Genomic DNA, 22,739 nt, shown 5'->3' with positions numbered 1-22,739 from the left:
AGGTACTGACCTTGTTCCTTAACCTCTCACCCGGTTCCAGAGGCTACGTGGCGTCTGCGTATGCGAGGTGGGTGCCACAGACTCGGCACTGGAAGAGGTAGGCGGTCGGCTGGCCGTTCTTGGACAACGCCATGAGGTACTGCTCGGCCTGCGACGAGGCCCAGGGGCCGTGACTGAGCTCTTGCCGCACTGATGCCCATGCTTCGGGGTAGTTCACGAGCTCGGCTGCTCCGGCGCTTCCGAGGAAGGCCGCGCCGTCGCCGCAGTGGATCATCCAGTGTTCCTGCTGCCACCCGCTGAATCCTGGCGTACGTTGCGTGATCGCGAACAGCCGGTCCAGCGGAACATCGTCGACCACGTCTGTGAACTGGGCCTCGAAGCGTTCGGCCGCACTTCCGTCCGCTATGCACCAGGGACACAACCGATCGCGGAGGTTCTCCGCTGCGTAGACGGGTCCGGTGTAGATGTAGCCGCGGGCCCGACTGCAGCAACTGCACTCCGTGGGACGGGACGACGGCACCGGTGGCCGCCGGGTCGGGGTGATACGGGAACTCTGGAAGCGGCTCTGTCACGGCCAGCGACCGTATCACCGTGGTTCCGGCCACTCAGCTGTGCTGCCCCGCCAAGGTTCGGTTGATCACTGCCTCGGACGAGGTCACTCGATCGTGTGATCGCCGGACGTGAGGGCGGCCCTGTAGTGATCCTGAACTCTGCGACGAGATCAAGGAATCGACGACGGGGCCGTGGCGATGAGTGTGCTGCAGCGGATTAGCGAACGGGACGCGTTCGCGCAACTGTCACACTTCCGGATGGACTTCTACGGCTGCCTGTCCGCACGGGCTGACGCGTTCTTCGAGCTGACCGACGCGCTGCTGTGCGCGGACGGGCCGGTGAAGACACCGGTGGAGCTGTCGTTGACCGCCGAGCACCGCCGCGGCTACGGATCCCTCTACGCCGCCCTCAACCACGGCCGCCTGGACGCGGACCGGCTGCGTGAGCTACTGGCCGGCCTGCCGCTGCCCCGCTTCGACGGGCGGCTCGTGCTGACCGTGGACGTCTCGCCGTGGCTGCGTTCGGACGCCGCGTGCTCGCCCGAGCGGCTGTTCTGCCACGTCCACGGCCGCTCCCGCGCGGCAGCGCAGATCATCCCGGGCTGGCCGTACTCCTTCATCGCCGCCCTATCGCCGGGCCGCACCTCGTGGACTGCGATCCTGGACGCGGTCCGCCTCGGCCCCGAGGACGACGCCGCAGCCGTGACCGCCGGCCAGCTGCGCGCGGTGGTCGAGCGCCTCATCGCTGCTGGCCAGTGGCTGCCTGGGGACCGGGACATCCTGATCGTGATGGACGCCGGCTACGACGTAATGCGCCTGGCCTGGTTGCTGCGGAACTTGCCGGTCGAGCTGGTCGGACGCCTGCGCTCCGACCGCGTTCTGCGGCTGCCGACCCCACCGCGGGTCTACCAGCCGAAGGGCGGCCGGCCGCCGAAGCACGGGCCGGAGTTCCGCCTCGCCAAACCCGAGACCTGGCCCGAGCCCGCGGTCACCACGGCGAACGACACCGGCCGCTACGGCAAGGCCGAGGCCCGCGCGTGGGACCGTGTCCATCCCAGGCTCACTCACCGCTCCGCATGGATCGACCTGGACGGCGAACTCCCGCTCGTCGAGGGCACCCTGATCCGCCTCAAGGTCGAGCACCTGCCCGGCGACCGCGACGCGCCCCCGGTGTGGCTGTGGTCCTCGCGTACCGGCGCCACCGCCGCTGACGTCGACTTCGTCTGGTCTTGCTACCTGCGGAGATTCGACCTGGAGCACACCTTCCGCCTGTTCAAGCAGACCCTCGGGTGGACCCGCCCACGGCTGCGTAACCCCGAGGCGGCCGACCGCTGGACCTGGCTGGTCATCACGGCGCACACCCAGCTCCGCCTCGCGCTGCCGCTCGCAAGAGACCAGCACAAGCCCTGGGAGAAGCCGCACCGTGCGGGCACACTGACCCCGACGCGCGTCCGCCGCGGGTTCCGGAACATCCGACCCCAACTGGGCTGTCCGGCCCGTGCACCCAAACCGTCCCGGCCAGGACCGGGACGGCCATCAGGAAGCCGAAACCGCCGCCCTGCCACCCGCTACGACGTAGGCAAGACCGTCAAACGCCCCGAGACACTGACCGAACGCGATCAAGCTCAACGTTAAGGAACAAGCTGACCTTGTTGTTCAACGCCCGGTTGTGTGCGGGGCGGCTTCACCAGCGTGCGGTTCAGGACGCTGCTGGATGCGGCCGCTCAAGGAGCCCGGCAGCTGAGTGGGTTCCCACATGACCTCGAGAGCGGTTCCGTGGAACTCGCGCCCGAGTTCCAGCAGCATCGCGGCGGCGCCGTCCTTGGCCTGCTCGGCATCAGCCTCGACGGGAACCCTCGACAGTCGGCCGCAGAAGAGGGCGCCGTCTGTGGCGGTGATGCTGTGGCGCCAGCCACTCGGTGTTGCCAGCAGAACGATGTCCTTCGGCAGGCCGAACGGAATCCGCTTCTGGCCTCGGTCTCTTCCCATGTGTCCATTCAACCGGACCAGTTGAACGTGCGGCCTCCACGGGTGGCCTCATCTCCCGGTGCGCACACCGGGGAAGCGGTCTTCGAGGGAAGGTTCCTGAACGCGCGTCGGACACGGGCGGGGTGAGCCTGTTCGACTCCGAGCAGGGTTGCGGCCGTCAGTTGACTGACTGAGTCAGTCAATCTACGCTCCCGGCATGCGTGGAAGAGTCCCTGCCCGGCCGTTGAGCCAGATCGCGGACGCCGCGGTGAGAGTGTTCATCACCAAGGGTTTCCGCCCGGCCGGGATATCCGATGTGGCCGGCGCCCTGGGGCTGAGCCACGGTGCCGTCTACACCTACGCCGACAGCAAGCAAGCACTCCTGTACCTCGCATTGCTGCGCGTCCTCGATCCGCAGGCCGTCGAGTCCCTGCGGCCGCCCGTCACGGCGCCCCCTCCCGAGCGGATCGTCACGGAGGTCAAGGCGTGGGCGGCCGCCCACAGCGGGTTCGCGGATCTCGCCCGGTCCCTGGGCCGGCCGCCGGGGCCGTCGGCCGGCCGGGAGCTGGCCGAGATCGTGGAAGGGATCTACGGGTTCGTCGAACAGAACAGGACCGTCCTCGCGCTGTTCGACCGCTGCTCCGCCGACCTGCCCGAGCTGGCCCAGTGGTACTTCGTCGAGACGCGGCGCGGGATGCTGGCCCGGCTCGGAGAGTTCCTGAGTGCACGCATCGACGCGGGGCTGCTGCGCCCGGTGCCCGATGTGCCGGCCGCGGCTCGCTTCATCGTCGAGACCATCGCCTGGTTCGCCATGCACCGGCACGGCGACCCGGATTCGGCGATGCTCTCCGACGAGGACTGCCGCCGCACCGTCCGTCATCTCGTGCCGGCCGCGTTCCTGCCGGCCGGCGCTTTCCTCACCGACCCGCCACTCTTCGGAGCACCTGAATGACTGAGACTTCTGCGTTACCGGCGAACGCGGCGGCTGAGCCGGCCGCCCGCAGCCGTCGAGCTCCGCTCGCGTGGAGGCCGATCGCCGCGGTCCTGGCGATCGCCGTCGCCGTGCACCTGGCCGTGGCCACGCGCTACGGCTGGGACGGCGACGAGTTCTACTTCGTGATCTGCGGCCGCCACCTCGCGTGGGGCTATGTCGACCAGCCGCCGCTCACCCCTGTGCTGGCGAGGCTGGCCGCTGCGCTTCCCGGCGAGGGCGGACTGGTGCCACTGCGCGTGCTCGCGGTGGCGGCACAGGGCGGCTGCACCCTGCTGACCGCGCTGCTCACCGCGGAGCTCGGCGGACGCGGACGCGCGCAGGCGATCGCCACCGCGGCGATCGCCACCTGCCCGATCTTCGTCGGCGGCTCGTCGTTCTTCGGCCCCACGGTCATCGACCAACTGGTCTGGGTGGCCCTGTTCGTGCTCGTGGCGCGGGCGCTGCGACTCGGCACCGTGCGCGCCTGGCTGTGCGCGGGTCTGGTGGCCGGGATCGGTCTGGAGAACAAGGACACGGTCGCCGTGCTGCTCGCCGGGATCGCCGTGGGCCTGGCACTGTTCCGGCGGGAGGTGCTGCGTACGCGTGGGCCCTGGCTGGCGGGGCTGCTCGCGGTGCTGATCGCACTGCCGAACGTGCTCTGGGACGCGTCGCACCACTGGCCGAACCTGGACATGGCCGGCCAGCTCTCACGGCAACAGGGCGGCACGCTCGGTTCGCTCGCCAAGCTCCCGGAGCTACCGCTGTACCTGGGCGGGATGCTGCTGATCGGCCTCTGGGTGATCGGCATACGGCACCTGTGGTCACCACGGGAGCGTGGGCACTGTTGGGTGCTGGCCGTCGCCACCGTCGCCGTGGTCGTCTTCACGCTCAGCGGCGGCAAGCAGTACTACGCGGCCCCGGCCCTGGCCGGCCTGTTCGCGGCGGGCGGGGTGCGCGTGGAGGCGGCCGACACGCCGCGCGGCAGACGGGCCTGGCCGACGCTGCTCACCGCGTCCGCGCTCAGCACGGCCCTGCTCTTCCTGCCGATACTGCCGGTCAGCACGGCCGGCGCGCTGCGTGCGCTGGACCCCGTCCCGATGGAGACGTACGGCTGGCCCCGGTTCGTGGACATGGTCGCAGAGGCCGCCGGGCCGCTGCCTCCTGACACACCGATCTTCACCAGCGACTACGGGGAGGCCGGCGCGCTGACCGTCCTCGGGCCCGCGGCCGGGGTCGACAACCCCGTCTACAGCGGGCACAACAACCACGCGCTGTGGGGGCCGCCGCCCGGATCGCCGTCGACCGCGCTGTGCGTGGGAAGCTTCACCGCTGATGACCTGCGCCGTGGCTGGGCGAAGGTCACCAAGGTCGCGACCTACACGCTGCCCGGCGGCCTGAGCAACAGCGAGACCATCCGCGGCACCGCGGTCTACCTCTGCCAGGACCCTCGCGCCGACTGGGCGCAACTCTGGCCGCATCTCAAGCACTTCGACTGAGGAGGCCTCCCGTGACCTCGGCGGCGCGCGCACGGTCGGCGGGTCTTGTCGTGGATCCGTGATGATGCCGGGCGGGGCGCAACCGGGCGGTGCGGCCGGCTCGTCTGGGTAAGTAGCGAGGCGCAACCGGGCGCTTTCGCGAAGGGGGTGGGTCTCTCAGCATGCGGGGGAGATCCACGGGAGGGAAATCCATGACCAGGACGAAGAAGGCCGGGATGAAGGCGCGGGGCGGCCGTGTGGCCGTGATTGGTGCGCTGGGTCTGGCCTCGGTGACTCTGGCCGCCGTACCGGCGTTCGCCAAGGGGGGTGTGGACATCACGGCGCCGCACACGGCGAAGGTCGGCAAGACCTTCACGGTCACGGCGCACGGGGACGACGACGCTGCCAGCTACCTGCGGGTTTGCCTGGAGGGCCGCAGCGGTGGGCAGGCGTGGCACCAGGTGACCTGCGGCGCCGTGGTCGCCACGGGTACCGACGCGCAGGCCACCGCACACGTCAAGGCCGCGCACAGCGGCGCCCTGGAATACCGTGCGGTGGTGTACGGCCTCACCGGCCCGGTCGACCGTCAGCCCGTACGGGAGAGGACCTCTGACCTGGTGACGGTCGAGGTTCGCTGAGTCCGGCAGCGCGGCCGCGGACAGCCGGTACAACCACTGTCCGCGGCCGCGCTGTTCCAGGCCTGTTCCGTGGTTTCGTCCTTGGCGTCCAGCTGCGCAGGCCGGCCCGGCAGCTTGCGGGCGGTGCGGTGCGCCTGGACCAACTACCGTGTGATGCTTGGCCGATGACAAGAGTGAGTGATCACGCCAAGGTACGTCAGGATGCGGGCGGCCTTCGAGGAGATGCGGCGCGTGCTGTGTCCTTCCGGCGTGGTCCTTGTCTCGTTCCACGTCGGCACCGAGATACGGCACCTGGCCGAGTGGTGGGGGCACGAAGTCGATGCGGACTTCCGCTACTTCGAGACCGGGACGGTCATCGGCTGGCTGGAGGAGGCCGGTTTGATCGTGGAGGCGAGGCTTGAGCGGGCGAGCTACCCACAGGAGGTGGGGACCCGTCGCGCCTACGTGATGGCTCGCCGTCCCGGCTGACGCCGGGCGCATCGCTCCGACGCAATCCTTGAGCGGAGCCGACACAGCTGCTGCCCGGGGTCATGTCTCCTGACCCGGCCGTTCGTTGGAACCTCCGCGGGGAGGGGGAGGAGCCCGCCGTGGGCGGTGACGGATGATCTGCGGGAGCGGACAGGGCGGGTTCCGGTGCGGGCGGTCGCCGCCGGACGGCCGGCGGCTTCCGCGGCGGATCGGGCCCGTTGTCAGACCCCCGTATCAGAATGGGCCCGCGTCCGTTCGTTCGGGCGCCGGTCCGACAGCAATCAGGGCGGGAGTGGATGCATGGCAACAGCGGCATTGAACGGCAAGGTCGCACTCGTCGCGGGAGCGACGCGCGGGGCGGGCCGGGGGATCGCGGTCGAGCTCGGCGCGGCCGGGGCGACGGTGTACGTGACCGGGCGCACCACCCGCGAGCGCCGCTCGGAGTACAACCGCCCGGAGACCATCGAGGACACCGCCGACCTGGTGACCGCGGCCGGCGGGCGCGGGATCGCCGTCCCGACCGACCATCTGGTTCCGCATGAGGTCCGTGCCCTTGTGGAGCGGATCGACGCCGAGCAGGGCCGCTTGGACGTCCTGGTCAACGACGTCTGGGGCGGCGAGAACCTCTTCGGGTGGGACACCCCCGTCTGGGAGCACGATCTCGACAACGGGCTGCGGCTGCTGCGGCTCGGGGTGGACACACACGCCATCACCAGCCACTACGCCCTGCCACTGCTGCTACGGCGTCCGGGCGGCCTGGTGGTCGAGATGACCGACGGCACCGCCGAGTACAACCGAGACCACTACCGCAACTCCCTCTTCTACGACCTGGTGAAGTCATCCGTGCTGCGCATGGCCTTCGCTCTCGGCCACGAGGTGGGGCCGCGTGGCGCGACCGCGGTGGCGCTCACCCCCGGCTGGATGCGGTCCGAGATCATGCTCGACCACTTCGGCGTCACCGAGGAAACCTGGCGCGACGCGGTGGAGCGCGAGCCGCATTTCGGTATCTCCGAGAGCCCGTACTACGTCGGGCGCGCCGTGGCCGCGCTGGCGGCTGATCCCGAAGTCAGCCGCTGGAACGGGCAGTCGCTGTCGAGCGGACAACTCGCCCGGGTCTACGGCTTCACCGACCACGACGGCAGCAGGCCCGACTGCTGGCGGTACCTGGTCGAGGTCCAGGAGAGCGGAAAGCCGGCCGACCAGACCGGGTACCGCTGACCGTCACCGTTCGTCCAGCGGTACGAAGAGCTGCGCCGTGACCGCCCCGACGGCTTTCGACTGAGCCGGGAGAGTACGGGGAAGGCGTCCGCACCTGACCCATCCGGACCCGAAAGCACTCGGTAACTGACGGCATCCGTGCGGCCGTTGCGGCGAGGGAGCGCCACGTCGGCCGCATCGGGGGCACCCCGGGCGGGCGGCCGCACGGATGCCGGGGCGCGCTGCGGGGTCGGGGCGTCAGCGGGGGAGTGCCTGGTAGAGGCCGCGGCCGGTGCGCTGTGCCTGGGACGCCTTCACCGCGCGTTCGAGGCTGGTGCGTACGGCGTTGACATTGGCGGGGGTGGTCTCACGGCCCAGGGCCCGGGTGACCTGCGCGGCCCGGACCGGTTCCTTCACCTCGGCCAGGTACGCCAGGACACCGGCACTCAGCCCGGGGGTGCGCCTGCGTGCCGGGACAGCCTGGGACGCGACGCCCGTGGCCGTCTTCGCGTCGGCGGTCTTCGCATCGGCGCTCTTGCGCGCCTTCGTCGTCGTGGCCGTCTTCGCCGGAGCCCTGCGGCGCGCCGCGTTCCGCGGTTCCACCGGAGAGACGGCCTTCGTGCTGGCGGTGGCCTGTTCGCCATCCGGCTCCGTCGCCGACGTCGCCGACGTCGCCGACGCCGCTGATGGCGCCGACAGCGCGGCTGGGCCGGCCGTCTGCCGGGGCAGCGGGGCCGTGGACAGCGACTGCAGGGCGCGCAGTGCGTCCCGCACCGCTTCCAGCCGGCCGGTGACGGCGGCCAGTTCCGCTTCCAGCCGCATCTGGTGCTGTTCGAGTTCCGGAAGCTCGGTACGCAGGGCGGCGACGGTGGATGTCACGCTGAGATGGATGTCTGCGTTGTGTGCCAAGGGTGCTCCTCTTGGTGTCCCGGACGCGGCCAGTAGTGTGAGTTCTGGTCAAACTGTATGGCAGCACGGCCAGTTCAGCACAGTGAAGCTCGAACGCACTCCCTTGGAATCGGACACGTGGTTGACGGCGTGTGCTACGTGCCCCGTGGCCGTCTCACCGGAGCGGCCCTGTCGCCGGCCCCGGCGCGGCACCGCCGGGGCGGACGCGGAGCGTGCGGCCGGAGGCCGCCGAACGTCGTCGGCTTGTTTTCCGCGGGCGGTGGGCCATGGTTACAGGAGGCTGAAGTCCGCCTCGTAGTCTCCGGTGATGGCCGTGATCCCCGTGTCGGCGCAGGATCCGGTGATGTCCGTCGGCGCGAAGCTTCCCCGGTAGGTGTTCAGCGGCAGCAGTGTGCTCGTGACATCGATGGTGCCGGTCTCGTTGTTGGGCAGTCTGTCGGATCCCGGGCTTCCTCTCTCCCCTCCCTGGTAGGAGACGGTGGTGAACCCCAGCCAGGTGTTGTCGCTGTCGTACCAGTCGAAGACCGCCTGGCCGGTGAAGGAATGGAAGTCCACACAGTCGAAAGTCCCGCTCCCGCTTGCCGTCATGATGCCGTGGTCGACATTCGTGTGGGAGCCGTCCTGGCTGTAGCAGGTACCGAGGGTGCCGGAGGCCTGGTAGGAGTTGGCCGACGCCACCGAGGTGACCGGTTGGGCCAGCGTCAGCGTGATGCCGGTGCCCTCGCAGGTGAGGTTGTCGGCCACCTCCATCGCATGGGCCGACCCTGGGACAGGACTCATCACTGCCAGACAAGCGCCGACGATTCCCACGGCTGCGAAGCGTTGCATGACACCTCTCCGAGTGGTCAGGAAGAAAACGACCTTCCCCGGTCGTCGCGGCATCGAGCCTGCCAGTCCCGTCACTGTCCGTCCGGTTCCAACCCGCAACGCATTCTTCCTGTCGCCCACCGGGATGCAGCCGCTGTCGCCGGTGGGGGCGCCCGTTCGCCACCGACTCCGAACGCCAGCGGCACGCACTGCCCGCACGACCCGCGCGCCGGTCCGCGGGTTCCACCGACACCGCCGGCCCCTCGATGGCAGGCTCGAACCCGGGACCGCCGGCGGCAGACCCGATCACCCGGACGTCGGGGGCGGGGTCGTGGTGGCGCTCCAGGCCTGCGGCGCGGTGTTCATGGTGAAGGCGAGCTCGCCGCCGCCCGTCAGGTCCCTCTGGCTCAGGAAGGGCTTGGTGATGCTCCTGCCGTTCACGCTGAGTGCCTGGACGTACGGGCTGGACGGCGCGTTCGGGGACGAGATGACCAGCGGGCGCCTCGCACGGGGGAGGTCGAGGGTCACCTTGTCGAAGAAGGGGCTGCCCACGACGTACTGGCCGGAGGCCGGGTTCACCGGGTAGAAGCCCATCGCGGAGAACAGGTACCAGGCCGACATCTGGCCGCAGTCCTCGTTGCCGGAGAGGCCGTCAGGGGCGTTGTGGTAGTTGGCGTCGGCGATCTGCCGGACCAGCTGCTGGGTCCGCCACGGGCGGCCGGCGTAGTCGTACAGATAGGGGACGTGGTGGCTGGGCTCGTTCGTCTGGTCGTTGTGGCCGCCGGCGAAGTAGCTGTCGAGCCAGGCGCTGTAGGAGGCGTCACCGCCCTTGAGGGCGATCAGGCCGGGGACGTCGTGCAGCACGTCGTTGGTGTAGATCCACCGGTCGCCCTCGGTCCAGGCGCCGTCGGCCCAGGAGCCGTCGAGGTTGCGGGCCTGCATGAAACCGGTCGCGGCGTTGTACAGGTTCTTGTAGTTCGCGCTGCGGTTCAGGAAGTACGCGGCGTCGGCGGTGTGGCCGGTGGCCTTGGCGACCTGCGCGACGGCCCAGTCCTCGTAGGAGAAGTCCAAGGTGCGCGACCCCGCCTCGGCGGTGTGGTCGGCGGCGACCCAGCCGTTCTCCAGATAGGTGGTCAGGCCCGCCCGGGCCTCGACGGGAGTGCCCTGTTGCCGGTCGCCGTACCACAGGGTGGTGTCGTCGTCCGGGGGTGTCATCGCGTCCTTGCGCACGGCCCGGTAGGCGAGGGCGAGGTCGAAGCCGTGGAAGCCCTTGACGATGTCCTCGGCGATGACCGAGTCGGCGTTGGTGCCCTCCATGATGTTGGTCTCGGTGATGTTCTTCCACAACGGCAGCCAGCCGCCCTGCCGGTAGTCCTGCAGCATGGAGGTGACCATGTCGTCGATGCGTTCGGGGGCGAACAGGGTCAGGAAGGCGTTCTCGGCGCGGAAGGTGTCCCACAGCGAGTAGCCGGTGTAGCTGACGCCGTTGTGCACCCTGTCGTCGTAGGCGCTGTAGTAGCGCCCGTGCTCGGACATCTCGGACGGGTACTGCAGGGCGTGGAACATCGCGGTGTAGAAGATGGCGAGCTGGTCGGCCGTCGCCCCCTGGATGTGGACCCGGTCGAGCTTGTCGGCCCAGGCAGCCCTGGTCCTGGCTGCGGTGGTGCCGAAGCCCTGCTTGTCCGGCACCTCCTCGTCGAGGTTGGCGCGCGCCTGGTCCACGGAGATGAACGAGGTGGCGATCCGCACGGTGACGGTCACCGTGCCGGCCGGGAACCGCACGTAGCCGGAGACGTTCTGGTCGGTGCGGTCGGCCTGGCCGTCGTACTGGGTGGCGCCGCCGGCGGTGCCGTAGCCGGCGAAGGCGGTGTCGAAGCGTGCGACGAAGTACCCCTTGAAACCAGGCGCTTTGAACGGTCCGAGGTCGCTGTCCTGGCGGTTGGGGTTGTAGCCGCTGATCTCCCGCCTGGCGGGGTCGATGTGCACGTTCCCGGCGATCCCGGAGCGCGTCGCCTGCATCACGAAGTTGGTCGCCGTGTTCCGCGGGTAGGTCACTCGCAGGACACCGACCCGGGAGGTGGCGGTGAGCTCGGCGCGCAGGGTCCGGCCCGGCGCGGGGTGCATGTCCACCGTGTACCTGTCGGGCGCGGAGGTCTCGTCGCTGTGGCTGTACGGCAGGCCGCGGTCCGCCTCGGCGGTCTTGACGGGACCGATCCCCGGCATGCCGACCACGTAGCCGGAGTCGCCCATCCAGATCGCGGGCTGGTGGGTGCCGATGAAGCCCGTGATCTTCGGGTCGCCGAGGTGGTACGGCAGCCGCCCGACGCGGTTGTCCCGTGTCATCGGCGACCACCGGGTCATCGCGAAGGGCGGCGCCGTGCTCGGCAGCATGCCGCCGTACTCGGTGGCGCTACTGCCCGTGGTTCCGATGAACGGGTTGACCAGGTTCACGTTCGACTGCGCGGAGGTGCTCCGCGCGGTCGCAGCCGCCGGGCCCGTGGTGGCGAGCGGGGGGATCAGTACGGCGAGCAGGGCGAGAAGGCCCACGGTCGCCCGGCCGCGCAGTGCGGGTCGCGCCGCTCTCGGCAACGGACCAGGCGCCCTGAACGCGCCGGGGCCCACGATGACAGACACGGAGCTCTCCAGAGGGTGGGGAGGGGGAGAAGGGCGACGGCGTCGCCGTGTTCGACAGCGGTCACAGCAGTCACAGCGGCTCAGAGCCACCGCCGGGTGATGAGGCCCTCACCCGGTCTCCCCCGGACAGAAGGGCTGCGCTCAAGGCGGTGCGACACGTCGGAGACGTGCATCTGCGACCCATGGGTGGTCTCCGGGACGGAGGAGAGAGCGGGGGATTCAGGTCGAATACAGCTCAATATGAACGCGAATTGACCAATAGTCAACAATTTCCAACAGGCGCTCGAGGGCGTGGCGGACCGCAGCCGGGGCGAGGGGGCGGGCGGCTGCGGGCATGCTGTCGGATCGGCTCCGCGATGTGGGACGGGTGCCGGTGGGCGTGGCCGACCGGTCTGCGGCTGAGGTGCCGGGGTGCTCCTGGCGGATGAGGTCATCGTGCTCGCCGCCTTGGTCGTCGTGCTGTTCGACCTCAAGAACCCCAGCTCGACCGGCTGCCTGACCCCCGCGCCTGCCGGGTGACACCACCACCGCGCGGCCCCCGTCGTCGGGAGGGCCAGGGTGTATCGGAGTGCTCAAGCAGCGCCAGCGCCTCCGCATCGTGCTCACGGTCGACGCCGCCGGGGCGGTTCTCGGGCGGAGCTTTCTATGTCCCGCGTCACATGGATGGCTATTTGTGGTCTGCGCCACAGCATTGTTCGTGACCCGGGTCACTCGCTTTCCGGTGGCCTGGGTCACCTTTTGCCGGGGGTCTTTCGGGTTCCACGAGTGCCCAAAACGGATGAAATGCGGCGAATAGGTTTAGATCGCCCGTGACGGTGGCCACAGCCGGCCAGGGGTCCACTACCGGGCATAGTCGCCCGCGCCCACCGGCTGCGCGGCGCCCTGCCGGCCGGGGTCACCGCCTCGGGGGCACCCGACGCCCCGCCGGTCGACCGGTGCGGCATCGGCGCAGCTCAGGGCCGTGATCACGGTGTTCGGGAGAGAGTTCGGGGGTGGGGTTTGGGGGGCGGGTTGGGGGGTAGGCGGGTGTGGCCTGTGGGCGGCGGTCGGTGGTGGTGCTACGACGCCGCGTCGTGGACGGGGCGTTTCCGGGGCCTTGGAGAGCGCGGCCCGGCCCGCTAACAATGGCTTCAGTCGCCACGACGCATCGGGCTTCTCGCCCGGCTCGTGGCCGACCGGCTCGGATCACGCGGATTCAGTCCGTCTGAACCAAACGATCCAGGTGCCGGGCCACACCGGGTGCACCATCCCCCTGATTCGGGGGTTGTGCGGGTGTGTATTCCTGTCCCCTGAGTTAGGACCGCTCTTGTCTGCTTCGTTCACCGCTCGTCTGCGTAAGTCCGCTGCCCTGTTCGCCGGTGCCGCCTGTGTGGCCACCATCGGTGCCGTGGTCGCCCCGACCGCCGCGTCCGCTGCCACCCCGCAGCAGATCGCCGCGAGCATCGTCCCGGCGGACCAGCTGGCCTCCTTCAGCAACATCATTTCGCACGAGAGCGGTTGGAGCGTCACCGCGACCAACCCGAGCAGCGGTTCCTACGGTCTGGGCCAGGCTCTGCCGGCCTCCAAGATGGCCTCCGAGGGTGCGGACTGGAAGACCAACCCGACCACCCAGATCAAGTGGGCCTACAAGTACATGTGTGAGCGCTACGGCAGCCCGAACGCCGCCTGGTCCTTCTGGGCCGCCCACCACTGGTACTAAGCCGACCCACGGCTCCCCACAGCCTCACCCGAAAGGGGCCCGGTGCACACGCACCGGGCCCCTTTCGGCCTGCCTGTCCGCCCGGGAGTGGCCAGGTGCGCACGGCCGGTGCACGCATCGCCGGCCGGTTGCCGGACCGGCCGATGGTGAGCATCGGGACGGCACCGAGCCGGAGGCGCTGACGGGTGTCCGGCATCAGGATCACGGCCGCATCCGGATCCTGCTGGCGGTCGTCAGCTCGATTCACGACGGTCGGAGGCGGGCTGGTGGGCCGCGAAGCCGGTGGCGAGGATGTCGAGTCTTTCGAGCAGGGCCTCGGCGAGCGGGAAGGCTCCATCTGCGCGAAGCCAGCGGCTCAGGGCGGTCACATAGCCGTCGAAGACCAGGTCTGCGATGGTTTCGGGGTCGAGATCGCGGCGGATCTCGCCGCTCTGCCGGCCGCGGATGACGGCGGCGAGGATCGAGCGGGGCGTTTCGGCGCCGACGGCGAACGCGGTGTGCAGCACCCCGCTGTCGTGCAGCTCCTTGGCCAGCGCATAGTCCCGCTCGTTGAGTTCCGCGAGTACGCGCAGCTCGTCCGCCAGTGCCTCGACGGAGGATCCGCCGTTGGACGCGTCCTCCCTGTCCAGTACCTCGTGCCGCCGCTGCACCCAGGCGGTCACGAAGTCCTCCTTGCGGCGGAAGTGGTTGAACGCCGTCTGGCGCCCCGTGTCGGCGCGCTCGGCGATGTGGTCGTACGTGGTGGCCGCGTACCCCTGGGTGGCGAACAGGTCCAACGCGGCGGTCAGCAGCCGCTCCCGGGTCGCGCTGCGGCGCTGTCCGCGCCGGTCCGTTCGGTCCTGCGACTGGCCCGGTCCCTGCGGTGCTGTCGATCTCATGCCATAAGTGTACTTGAATCCATTATTGGATTGAAGTACTTATTGGTACTCAAGTACACCAGGTGCGCCCAGTACACCCAGTGAGGAGATCCAACGATGGACGTCCCCTACACACTCGGTCTGCACGAGATCGCTCCGGACACCTACGCCTACCTGCAGCCCAACGGCTCCTGGGGCTACAGCAACGCCGGACTGATCGTCTCCGGCGGCGAAGGCCTGCTCGTCGACACCCTGTTCACCGTCCCGCAGACCCATGCCATGCTCGCGGCCATCACCCGGGCCCTGCCCCGGCTCTCCATCGGCACCCTGGTCAACAGTCACAGTGACGGCGACCACTGGTGGGGCAACCAACTGCTCCCGGATGCCGTGATCGTGGCCTCCGAGGCCGCCGGGGCCGCCATGCGCCGCGACCGCCTGCACGAACTGCTCGCCTCGCCGGGCGAGACCCCGCTTCCCCGGGTCGCCCAGCGCATGCGAGGGACCTTCGACTTCACCGGCATCACCCCGACCCCGCCGACCCGGACCTTCAACGGCGAACTGGAGGTCACGGTGGGCGGACGCACCGTCCGCCTGATCGAGGTCGGTCCGGCCCACACCGACGGGGACGTGCTGGTCCATGTGCCGGACGCGGCCGTGCTGTTCGCCGGGGACATCCTGTTCGCCGGCTGCCACCCAGTGATCCACAGCGGTCCGGTGGAGAGCTGGATCGCCGCCTGCGACCTCATCCTCGGCCTGGATGTGGAGAAGATCGTGCCCGGGCACGGCCCGGTCGTCGGCAAGACCGGGGTCCGCACTTTCCGCGACTACCTGGAGCGGGTCCGCGACCACGCCGTCCGCGCGCACCAGGCGGGCGTACCCGTACTGCGGGCCGCCCGGGAGATGGACCTGGACGGCATCGCCGACTGGGTCGACCCGGAACGTCTGCTGCTCAACATCGGCGCCGTCTACCGCGAGCTCAACCGCGACGGCACTCCCACCGAGGCGGAACTGCTGGGCCGTCTCGACCAGTACACCGCACCGCGTCCCGCCGACCCGACTCCCCGCATAGCGCCGCGGCCCGCGGCCGAGATCGCCGCCCTGGCCGGACGCCTGGAAGGCCCGGCGGCGCAGCTCTTCGACGAAGGAGCCGGGCCGCTGGCCGGCCGTCCGGTGCTCAACGTCCTGGCGACCATCGGCCACCACCCCGACCTGCTGGTCGCCCTGGTTCCCCTGCTCACCCGGCTCAACCAGGGGCTGATCCCGCCCCGCGAGAGGGAACTGACGATCCTCAGGACCGCCCACCGAACCGGCTCGACGTACGAGTGGCGCCACCACGTCCGCCTCGCCGCTGTCGCAGGGCTCACCGAAGACGAGATCACCCGCGTCCCGGACGGGCCGGACCACCCTGACTGGAACGAGGCCGACCGTGTGCTGCTGCGGGCCGTCGACGAGCTGTGCGAGGTGCACACGCTGTCCCCGGCGACCTGGCAGGAGCTGACCACACGTCACTCCACGCCGCAGCTGCTGGAACTGCTCGCTCTGGTCGGCACCTACGTGCTGGTCGCCGGCATCCTCAACTCCTGCCGGGTCCCGCTCGACGGCTGGCTCGCCGAAGCCGAAGCCGTGGGAGCGGGGAAGCCCGACGCGGCCGACGGTGCCGACGAGGCGAACGCGGTCCGCGCCTGAGGCGTCGCCCGGAACACGGACGTCCGCCACGGCCGCCCGGTGCCGTCAGTACCCCCGGCGGTGCGGCGCCCGCCGTGACGGCGAGGTCATGAGCTAACGGCTGGCGGCCAGTTGGCGGGCGTGTTCCTCCCAGGCGGCGGTGAGCCGGTCGACGGCCGACTGCAGGGTGTGCGGCGATTCGGCGAAGGACAGCCGCAGGCCGTCGCGGTGGCGGCCGTCGACGCAGGCCGTGGCACCGGGGGAGACGAGCACGCCGTAGCGGGCGGCCAGGTGGGCGAAGGAGTCGCTGTCGGCCACCGGCAGCGTCACCCAGAGCGAGGGCCCGGCCTGCGGCACATGCGCCTGCCAGGCGGGCAGCTGCTGTTCGAGCAGAGTGATCAGCAGATCCCGCCGCTCGCGCAGGGCTCGGCGCAGCTCCTCGTGCCAGGCGGTGTCGGCGGCGTGCAGCAGGCGGGTGGCGAGGAGTTGGGCGGGCACGCCGGGGGCCAGGTCGTGGGCGGTGCGCAGCCGTAGCAGGTAGCCGTGCAGCGGTCCCGGGGCGCGCAGCCAGCCGATGCGCAGTCCGGCCCAGAACGTCTTCGACAGGGAGCCCAGGGCGATGACGGAGTCGTCGTCGGCGGCCAGGGGGAGGTGTGGCGGCTGTTCGGGGTGGAGGCCGAGCCCGGCTTGGGCGAGGTCCTCCACCACCACGGCATCGTGACGCCTCGCCACGTGGAGGAGTTCAGCGCGGCGGGCGGTGCCGAGGATCGCGCCGGTGGGGTTGTGGGCGGCCGGGTCCAGGTAGATCAGCGGAGCGTGCAGCCGGGCGGCGGCCCGGGCGACGGCGGGTACCTGGAGACCGAGCGCGTCCACGGGGGCCGGTACCAGTCGCCCCTGACGTGCGGCCACGGTGCCGACGAGCCCCGGGTAGGTCGGACAGCCGGTGATCACCGGGCGCTGCGGGGAGATGAGTGCCTCGGCGACCAGGGAGAGCGCCTGCTGGGCGCCTGAGGTGACGATCAGCTGCTCGGGCGTGGTGGGCAGGCGAAGGCGGTGGGTGAGGTGGTCGGCGAGGGCGGTGCGCAGCTCGGGCAGTCCGGCCGGGTGCAGTCCGTGTCCGTCGAGGTCCGCGGCCTGGAGTGAGGTCTCGACGGGCGGCAGATGGCCGGTTCCGGCGGGGACCGACAGGGAGAGGTCGATGGTGTCGTCGTCATCGGCCGTTCGGCGCTGGAGCGTCGCGGCACCCGGGGTCTCGCGCGAGGTCCATGTCCAGCTGGGCCTGGGGCGGACGAAGGTGCCGGCGCCCTGCCTGCGTTCGACGAGCCCGGCCTGGGCCAGTTCCTCGTAGCCGCGTACGACCGTGCCCCGGCTCACGCCCAGGGCGTCCGCGAGTACGCGTTCGGCGGGCAGGCGGTCCTCGGCGTCCACCCGTCCGCGTTCGACCGCCTCGGCGAGCATCGTGGCGAGGCGTCGGTAGTGCGGGCCGGGCTGCTCTCGCCAGCCGTCCAGGGCGATCCGCACCCACCACCCCAGATCCTGGTCCATTCCGCCATATTGGCACTGTCCCGGAGCCCGGACAACGAGCAGGCTGATCGATGACGGCAGCCGAGGTTCCTGCGGCCCGGCCGTCGGGACATCCGCCGGGAGAGCCGTCGGGACATCCGTCAGGACATCCGTCGGGAACAGGAGGGCATCGTGGAACCCAGTCCCACGCTGGCCAGGCGACTGTGGGAGGCGATCGAGCCGATCCACGCGGTGGCGTACTTCGCGCCCGAGCCGGCCGAGGCGTCCCGGGCGATCGGGCTCGTCGGCTTCTGGATGGGCTACTTCGCGGGCCGCATCGCCCCGGTCGGCCCGCTGCGCGCGCCGGCGGCGAACGCCCTGTGCTTCGCCTTCGCACCCGCCAGGGTGGCCCGGGCGCTGCCCGACGCCTGGGCGTACGCCACTCCCGAGAAGGTGCTGGACGTCCGGCTGAGCGCGGTGCGGGCCGCCCTGGAGCGTTCGCTGCCGCCCACCGGCCGTGCCGACCTGGAGCGTCTGGTGGCGCTGCTGGAGCGTGCGGTCGAGGGTTGCGGCTACGAGGGCCGGACGCTGGCCGCCGCCTGGTCCGCCGTGCCGCGCCCCGGCGACCTGGTCGGACGGCTCTGGCTGGCCGCCACGGTGCTGCGCGAGCACCGCGGCGACGGCCACGTCATCGCGGTGGCTCACGCCGGGTTGACCGGGCTGGAGGCCACCCTCACCCACGTCGCGACCGGCCGGCTCTCCCGGGAGCTGCTGCAGACCAGCCGGGGCTGGTCGGACACCGAGTGGGAGCAGGCCCGCCGCCGTCTGACCGGCCGGGGGCTGCTCGACCGGGATTCCCGGCTGACCCGTGGCGGCGGCACGCTGCGGCGGGAGATCGAGCACGCCACCGACCGGCTGGCCGGTGATCCGGTCACCCTGCTCGGCACCACCGGAGTGGAGGAGGCCATCCGCCTGGCCGCTCCGCTCAGCCGCCACCTCGTCGACACCGGTGTCGTCCCGGTACCCAACCCGATCGGCGCACCCCGGCCCTGAGCCATCTCCCCTTCACCGACCGCAGGAGAACACACACGCGTCTCCCCTCGAACCCCACCGCAAGCGCCCTCACTCTCGACCCCGATCGGAGCCTTCCACCCGTGACCACCGCCCTGCCGACCGTCCGCCGTACCCGGGACGGCGCCGTCGCCACCCTCACCATCGACCGTCCGCACAAGCTCAACGCCCTGGACTACCCGACCATCGACGCCCTGCTCGCGGCGCTGTACGAGGTGGAGGAGGACGACACGCTGCGCGCCGTCATCCTCACCGGCGCCGGAGAGCGCGCCTTCAGCGCGGGCGCAGACATCCCCTCCCTCGCGGTCTCCATCGCCGGCGGGACCGAGCGGGCGCTGCGCGAGATCGTCGCGCGCGGCCAGGGGCTGACCCGCCGGATCGAGACCTTCCCCAAGCCGGTGATCGTCGCCGTCAACGGCCTTGCCTACGGCGGAGGCTGTGAGATCACCGAGGCCGCGCCGCTGGCGCTCGCCGCCGAGCACGCCACCTTCGCCAAGCCCGAGATCACCCTCGGCTTCCCGCCGCCCTTCGGCGGCTCGCAGCGCCTGCCCCGCCATGTCGGCCGCAAGCTCGGTCTGGAGCTGATCCTCACCGGGGATCCGATCGACGCGGCCCGCGCTGCCGAACTCGGCCTGGTCAACCGCGTGGTCCCCGCCGCCCGGCTGCTCGACGAGGCGGCGGCGCTGGCCGAGCGCATCATCCGCCACCCGGCCTCAGCCGTCACCGCCTGCCTGAACGCCGTCACCCGGGGCATCAACCTCCCCATCGACGAGGGCCTCGCGGTCGAAGCCGCCTGGTTCGCCAGCACCGTCCCCACCCCGGGCGTCACCGACGGCCTCGCCAGGTTCCTCAGCCGTCACTGAACCGATCCGGCCGGGTCGCCGTGCGGTCTCCTTGCTCAGGAGGGCCCTGCGGCGGTCCAGCCGGGGACCTGGAAGCGTGGGGTGAGGGACCGGCCGCGGACCTCCTCGCCGCAGGCGCGGCAGACGGCGACCGGGTCGAGGTCCGCGCCGCAGGAGTGCTCGAAGACGGTCGGCGGAACGTCCTTCAGGTGGCGATCGCCCCAGCGCAGCAGCATCAGCAGGACCGGGCGCAGTTCCTCGCCGGCCGGGGTCAGGCGGTACTCGTACCGCGGCGGGCGCTCGTTGTAGCGGACCTTCTCCAGGACTCCCGCGTCGACCAGGCGGCGCAGCCGTGCGGTGAGGACGTCGCGTGGCGCGGCGGTGTTGCGGGCGATGGCGTCGAACCGGTGCACGTCGAAGAAGACCTCGCGCAGAACCAGGAGGGAGTACTTCTCGCCGACGACGCCGAGCGCGTCGGCGATGGAGCAGGGGCGCGGTGTCGCGGGAGCGGTCATGGCACCCACGGTAGGGCAGGTGGGTTTGCTTTTCCAACTCATCGTCCTATCGTGGGTTCACTTTCCCAACTTACTGTGGGAGGTGGGTGCGAACACGCCGCGGCGATGCCGCCGACGAGAAGTGCGGTGTGCACGCCGGAGGTGAACCGGTTCCGGGCACATGTCTGACCCGCACACGCGCGACGGCCGGTCGGAAGCCGATGCGGGGAGCGCCGGACGAGTCCTCAAGTCCCGCCCGCACAACACCTGTTGAAAGGAGGCGGTCGCCGTGCGCGACGCCGTCATCGTGGAAGCCGTCCGGACTCCGATCGGCAGGGGGAGGCCGGGCGGCGCCCTGGCCGACGTCCACCCCGTCGAACTGCTCGCCCACAGCCTGCGCGCCCTCGTGGAGCGAAGCGGGATCGACCCCGCGCTCGTCGACGACGTGATCGGGGGCTGTGTCGACCAGGTCGGGGAGCAGGCGATGAACACCACCCGCTACGCCTGGCTGGCGGCCGGATTCCCGGAATCCGTCCCGGCGACCACCGTGGACCGGCAGTGCGGGTCCTCGCAGCAGGCCGTCCACTTCGCCGCCCAGGGAGTGATCTCCGGGGCGTACGACGTGGTGGTGGCGTGCGGAGTGGAGTCCATGAGCCGCGTACCCATGTGGTCCAACGTCCCGGCCGGGGCGGACCCCTTCGGGCCGTCCGTCGCCGCCCGGTACCCCGACGGCCTGGTCCCGCAGGGCATCAGCGCCGAACTCATCGCGGCCAAGTGGTCCCTCACCCGCGGACAGCTGGACGCCTTCGCCGCCGCCTCCCACCGGAAGGCGGCCAAGGCGCACGCCGACGGCCTGTTCGCCGCCGAACTCGCCCCCGTCGAGACGGCCGCCGGCGTCGTCGCCATGGACCAGTCGGTGCGCCCCGACACCACACCCGAGATCCTCGCCCAGCTCCGGCCCGCCTTCGCCGACGCGGCCTTCGCCGAGCGCTTCCCGCAGATCGACTGGTCCGTCACGGCCGGTAACAGCAGCCCCGTCAACGACGGCTCCTCCGCCGTCCTCATCACCAGCGGCGAGACGGCCGCCCGCCTCGGCCTGCGGCCCCTGGCCCGCCTGCACAGCTTCGCCGTCACCGGAACCGACCCGATCCTCATGCTCACCGGCGTCATCCCGGCCACCGAAAGAGTGCTGCGCCGCGCCGGGCTCCGGCTGGACGACATCGACCTGTTCGAGGTCAACGAGGCCTTCGCCAGTGTGGTCCTCGCCTGGCTCCAGGAGACCGGCGCCGACCCGGCGAAGGTCAACGTCAACGGCGGCGCCATCGCCCTCGGCCACCCCCTCGGCGCCAGCGGCACCCGCCTGATGACCACCCTCGTCCACGCCATGCGGCAGCGCGGCGCCCGCTACGCCCTGCAGACGATGTGCGAGGCCGGCGGCCTCGCCAACGCCACCGTCCTGGAGGCGCTGCGGTGAGCCCCGCCGCCGGGCCGCTACGGCGACGTGCTCGCGCGTCATGGATCCGCGCGACGGTCAACGGCGGCCCGGCGGGCTGGGTTCAGAGGTGGTCCGCGTCGACGACGGCCTGGGCGAAGGCGACGGGTGCCTCCTGGGGGAGGTTGTGGCCGACATCGCCGAGGGTGCGGTGGAGGTAGGGACCGGTGAAGTACTGGCGGTAGCCGCTGCCGTCGCCGGGGGCGGTGAAGGGGTCGAGGGCGGGGTCGAGGGTGACGGTGGGGACGTGGATGAGGGGGCGGGCGGCGAGCCTCTTCTCGTAGGTGTCGTAGCGGCGCTCGCCGGCGGCGAGTCCGAGGCGCCAGCGGTAGTTGTGGATGACGATGGCGGAGTAGTCGGGGTTCTCGAAGGCGGTGGCGGTGCGTTCGAACGTGGCGTCGTCGAACTTCCAGGTGGGGGAGACGAGTTCCCAGACCAGGCGGCACAGTCCGGGGCGGTGGGCGGGGTCCTCCATGGCGAGCCGGCCGCGCTCGGTGGCGAAGTAGAACTCGTACCACCAGGTGTGTTCGGCGGCGGGCGGCAGAGGACGTGCCTGTGCCTCGACGTCGGTGATGAGGTATCCGCTGACGGAGACGAGCGCCTTGACGCGCTCGGGCCACAGGGCGGCGATGATGTCGGCGGTGCGCGAGCCCCAGTCGAAGCCGGCCAGGACGGCCTGGTGGATCTTGAGGGCGTCCATGAGGGCGATGATGTCCAGGGCGATGGCGGACTGCTGGGCGTTGCGGAAGGTGCGGGAGGAGAGGAACCGGGTGGTGCCGTGCCCGCGGAGGTAGGGGACGATGACGCGGTAGCCCTGCGCGGCGAGGAGCGGGGCGACGTCGACGTAGCTGTGGATGTCGTAGGGCCAGCCGTGCAGGCAGATGACGACGGGGCCGTGGGCGGGACCCGCCTCGGCGTAGCCGACGTCGAGCAGTCCGGCGCGGACCTGCTTCAGCGTGGTGAATTCGGTGTGGGCCCCGGGAGTGACGGCCGGCGCGGGCGCGGTGTCGCCCCGGGGTGCGGCCGAGGCGTTCGCGTCCGTCCGGAGGCTGGTCAGTGACAGCGCGGTCGCGCCCATGCCCACCCCGATGGCCTTGTTGAAGCCGCGCCTGTCGATCATGTTCATTCCTCCGTCGTGTGGTTTGCCGGTCGTGTGGGGCTGTGGCGGGAACAGCGTGATCAACGGGTGGGCCGGACGGAGAGTTCACGGTTCCGGGTTTCGCTTTCCTTCCCGTACGGCAAGAACTCGCGCCGCGACGCGGCGAGTTGGACATGGCCGTGGTGCACGCTGGTGCGCCACCGTGCGCGGGACCGTCGGCGGTGTGGCCCGGCAGGGGATCAGCGCAGCATGCGGAAGGTCCGGCGGAGGTCGTGGATCCACGCCTCGGGGTTCTCGTACGGGCCGAAGTGGCCGCCCTTCTCATGGACGTTCACATCGCGGATGTCCGCGTAGAACCGTCCGCCGCCGGCTTTGGAGATCTCCACGCGTTCCTCGG

General features: G+C 70.9%; 21 protein-coding genes. 11 read left to right on the top strand and 10 right to left on the bottom strand.

Going from position 1 to position 22,739, the window contains the following annotated elements; all coding sequences use genetic code 11:
* Window positions 1-43: 43 nt before the first annotated feature.
* Window positions 44-520 carry a CbrC family protein gene (locus ACSMTC_RS01225; RefSeq protein WP_436557732.1) on the bottom strand — a complete coding sequence of 159 codons (477 nt, stop codon included), beginning with the start codon at window positions 518-520 and terminating at the stop codon, window positions 44-46.
* 229 nt (window positions 521-749) lie between these two features.
* Here ACSMTC_RS01225 and ACSMTC_RS01220 point away from each other — a divergent pair, with 229 nt between their 5' ends.
* Window positions 750-2,186 carry an NF041680 family putative transposase gene (locus tag ACSMTC_RS01220; RefSeq protein WP_436557731.1) on the top strand — a complete coding sequence of 479 codons (1,437 nt, stop codon included), beginning with the start codon at window positions 750-752 and terminating at the stop codon, window positions 2,184-2,186.
* A 21-nt stretch (window positions 2,187-2,207) separates the two neighbouring features.
* Here ACSMTC_RS01220 and ACSMTC_RS01215 read toward each other — a convergent pair whose 3' ends face one another.
* Window positions 2,208-2,552 carry a hypothetical protein gene (locus ACSMTC_RS01215; protein ID WP_436557730.1) on the bottom strand — a complete coding sequence of 115 codons (345 nt, stop codon included), beginning with the start codon at window positions 2,550-2,552 and terminating at the stop codon, window positions 2,208-2,210.
* 184 nt (window positions 2,553-2,736) lie between these two features.
* On the opposite strand from ACSMTC_RS01215, the gene ACSMTC_RS01210 reads away from it, so the two are divergent.
* The 5 genes from ACSMTC_RS01210 (at window position 2,737) to ACSMTC_RS01190 (ending at window position 7,291) form a co-directional block, all read left to right on the top strand.
* The gene (locus tag ACSMTC_RS01210) at window positions 2,737-3,471 is read left to right on the top strand and encodes a TetR/AcrR family transcriptional regulator (protein ID WP_436557729.1); all 735 of its coding nucleotides are present in this window, start codon (window positions 2,737-2,739) and stop codon (window positions 3,469-3,471) included.
* Window positions 3,468-4,988, top strand: a complete 1,521-nt coding sequence (locus tag ACSMTC_RS01205) for a glycosyltransferase family 39 protein (RefSeq protein WP_436557728.1) — start codon at window positions 3,468-3,470, stop codon at window positions 4,986-4,988. Before ACSMTC_RS01210 ends, ACSMTC_RS01205 begins: the two co-directional genes overlap by 4 nt.
* A gap of 191 nt (window positions 4,989-5,179) precedes the next feature.
* Entirely contained in the window at window positions 5,180-5,605 is a 426-nt protein-coding gene (locus tag ACSMTC_RS01200) for a hypothetical protein (protein WP_436557727.1), read from the top strand.
* A gap of 201 nt (window positions 5,606-5,806) precedes the next feature.
* On the top strand, window positions 5,807-6,073 hold the full coding sequence (locus tag ACSMTC_RS01195) for a class I SAM-dependent methyltransferase (RefSeq protein ID WP_436557726.1): 267 nt from the start codon (window positions 5,807-5,809) through the stop codon (window positions 6,071-6,073).
* Window positions 6,074-6,373: 300 nt separating this feature from the next.
* The gene (locus ACSMTC_RS01190) at window positions 6,374-7,291 is read left to right on the top strand and encodes an SDR family oxidoreductase (protein WP_436557725.1); all 918 of its coding nucleotides are present in this window, start codon (window positions 6,374-6,376) and stop codon (window positions 7,289-7,291) included.
* Between the two features lie 237 nt (window positions 7,292-7,528).
* Here the strand turns inward: ACSMTC_RS01190 and ACSMTC_RS01185 are convergent, their stop codons facing one another.
* From ACSMTC_RS01185 to ACSMTC_RS01175, 3 genes are all read right to left on the bottom strand, one after another.
* The gene (locus ACSMTC_RS01185) at window positions 7,529-8,179 is read right to left on the bottom strand and encodes a prephenate dehydrogenase (protein ID WP_436557724.1); all 651 of its coding nucleotides are present in this window, start codon (window positions 8,177-8,179) and stop codon (window positions 7,529-7,531) included.
* A 270-nt stretch (window positions 8,180-8,449) separates the two neighbouring features.
* Window positions 8,450-8,959, bottom strand: a complete 510-nt coding sequence (locus tag ACSMTC_RS01180) for a hypothetical protein (protein WP_436557723.1) — start codon at window positions 8,957-8,959, stop codon at window positions 8,450-8,452.
* Window positions 8,960-9,292: 333 nt separating this feature from the next.
* Window positions 9,293-11,620, bottom strand: a complete 2,328-nt coding sequence (locus ACSMTC_RS01175; RefSeq protein ID WP_436557722.1) for a GH92 family glycosyl hydrolase — start codon at window positions 11,618-11,620, stop codon at window positions 9,293-9,295.
* A gap of 1,306 nt (window positions 11,621-12,926) precedes the next feature.
* Between ACSMTC_RS01175 and ACSMTC_RS01170 the strand changes: the two genes are divergently transcribed.
* Window positions 12,927-13,319, top strand: coding sequence for an aggregation-promoting factor C-terminal-like domain-containing protein (locus tag ACSMTC_RS01170; protein ID WP_436557721.1), 393 nt, complete (start codon window positions 12,927-12,929; stop codon window positions 13,317-13,319).
* Window positions 13,320-13,552: 233 nt separating this feature from the next.
* Here ACSMTC_RS01170 and ACSMTC_RS01165 read toward each other — a convergent pair whose 3' ends face one another.
* Window positions 13,553-14,197 carry a TetR/AcrR family transcriptional regulator gene (locus tag ACSMTC_RS01165; RefSeq protein ID WP_436557720.1) on the bottom strand — a complete coding sequence of 215 codons (645 nt, stop codon included), beginning with the start codon at window positions 14,195-14,197 and terminating at the stop codon, window positions 13,553-13,555.
* A 96-nt stretch (window positions 14,198-14,293) separates the two neighbouring features.
* On the opposite strand from ACSMTC_RS01165, the gene ACSMTC_RS01160 reads away from it, so the two are divergent.
* Window positions 14,294-15,862: an MBL fold metallo-hydrolase gene (locus ACSMTC_RS01160; protein WP_436557719.1), complete on the top strand. Its 1,569-nt coding sequence runs from the start codon at window positions 14,294-14,296 to the stop codon at window positions 15,860-15,862.
* Between the two features lie 93 nt (window positions 15,863-15,955).
* On the opposite strand, the gene ACSMTC_RS01155 is transcribed toward ACSMTC_RS01160, so the two are convergent.
* Window positions 15,956-17,386, bottom strand: a complete 1,431-nt coding sequence (locus ACSMTC_RS01155; protein WP_436557718.1) for an aminotransferase-like domain-containing protein — start codon at window positions 17,384-17,386, stop codon at window positions 15,956-15,958.
* Window positions 17,387-17,536: 150 nt separating this feature from the next.
* Between ACSMTC_RS01155 and ACSMTC_RS01150 the strand changes: the two genes are divergently transcribed.
* Together ACSMTC_RS01150 and ACSMTC_RS01145 are read left to right on the top strand one after the other, a co-directional pair.
* Window positions 17,537-18,397 (top strand): SCO6745 family protein, encoded by an 861-nt coding sequence (locus ACSMTC_RS01150; protein WP_436557717.1) that lies wholly within the window; start codon window positions 17,537-17,539, stop codon window positions 18,395-18,397.
* A 101-nt stretch (window positions 18,398-18,498) separates the two neighbouring features.
* Window positions 18,499-19,278, top strand: coding sequence for an enoyl-CoA hydratase-related protein (locus tag ACSMTC_RS01145; protein WP_436557716.1), 780 nt, complete (start codon window positions 18,499-18,501; stop codon window positions 19,276-19,278).
* A 35-nt stretch (window positions 19,279-19,313) separates the two neighbouring features.
* Here ACSMTC_RS01145 and ACSMTC_RS01140 read toward each other — a convergent pair whose 3' ends face one another.
* On the bottom strand, window positions 19,314-19,772 hold the full coding sequence (locus tag ACSMTC_RS01140; RefSeq protein ID WP_436557715.1) for a winged helix-turn-helix transcriptional regulator: 459 nt from the start codon (window positions 19,770-19,772) through the stop codon (window positions 19,314-19,316).
* A 268-nt stretch (window positions 19,773-20,040) separates the two neighbouring features.
* On the opposite strand from ACSMTC_RS01140, the gene ACSMTC_RS01135 reads away from it, so the two are divergent.
* Window positions 20,041-21,225 (top strand): thiolase family protein, encoded by a 1,185-nt coding sequence (locus ACSMTC_RS01135; RefSeq protein WP_436557714.1) that lies wholly within the window; start codon window positions 20,041-20,043, stop codon window positions 21,223-21,225.
* Window positions 21,226-21,307: 82 nt separating this feature from the next.
* Here the strand turns inward: ACSMTC_RS01135 and ACSMTC_RS01130 are convergent, their stop codons facing one another.
* Both ACSMTC_RS01130 and ACSMTC_RS01125 read right to left on the bottom strand, forming a co-directional pair.
* A complete protein-coding gene (locus ACSMTC_RS01130; RefSeq protein ID WP_436557713.1) occupies window positions 21,308-22,363 on the bottom strand; it encodes an alpha/beta fold hydrolase in 1,056 nt (351 codons plus the stop codon).
* Between the two features lie 218 nt (window positions 22,364-22,581).
* The gene (locus ACSMTC_RS01125) at window positions 22,582-22,728 is read right to left on the bottom strand and encodes a hypothetical protein (protein ID WP_436557712.1); all 147 of its coding nucleotides are present in this window, start codon (window positions 22,726-22,728) and stop codon (window positions 22,582-22,584) included.
* Window positions 22,729-22,739: the final 11 nt, after the last annotated feature.

The organism is Kitasatospora sp. HPM-01-4 (genome assembly GCF_051374625.1).
Classification (GTDB): Bacteria; Actinomycetota; Actinomycetes; order Streptomycetales; family Streptomycetaceae; genus Kitasatospora.
Note: the sequence above shows the minus strand (reverse complement) of the source record. Positions and strands in the feature narration are given on the sequence as shown.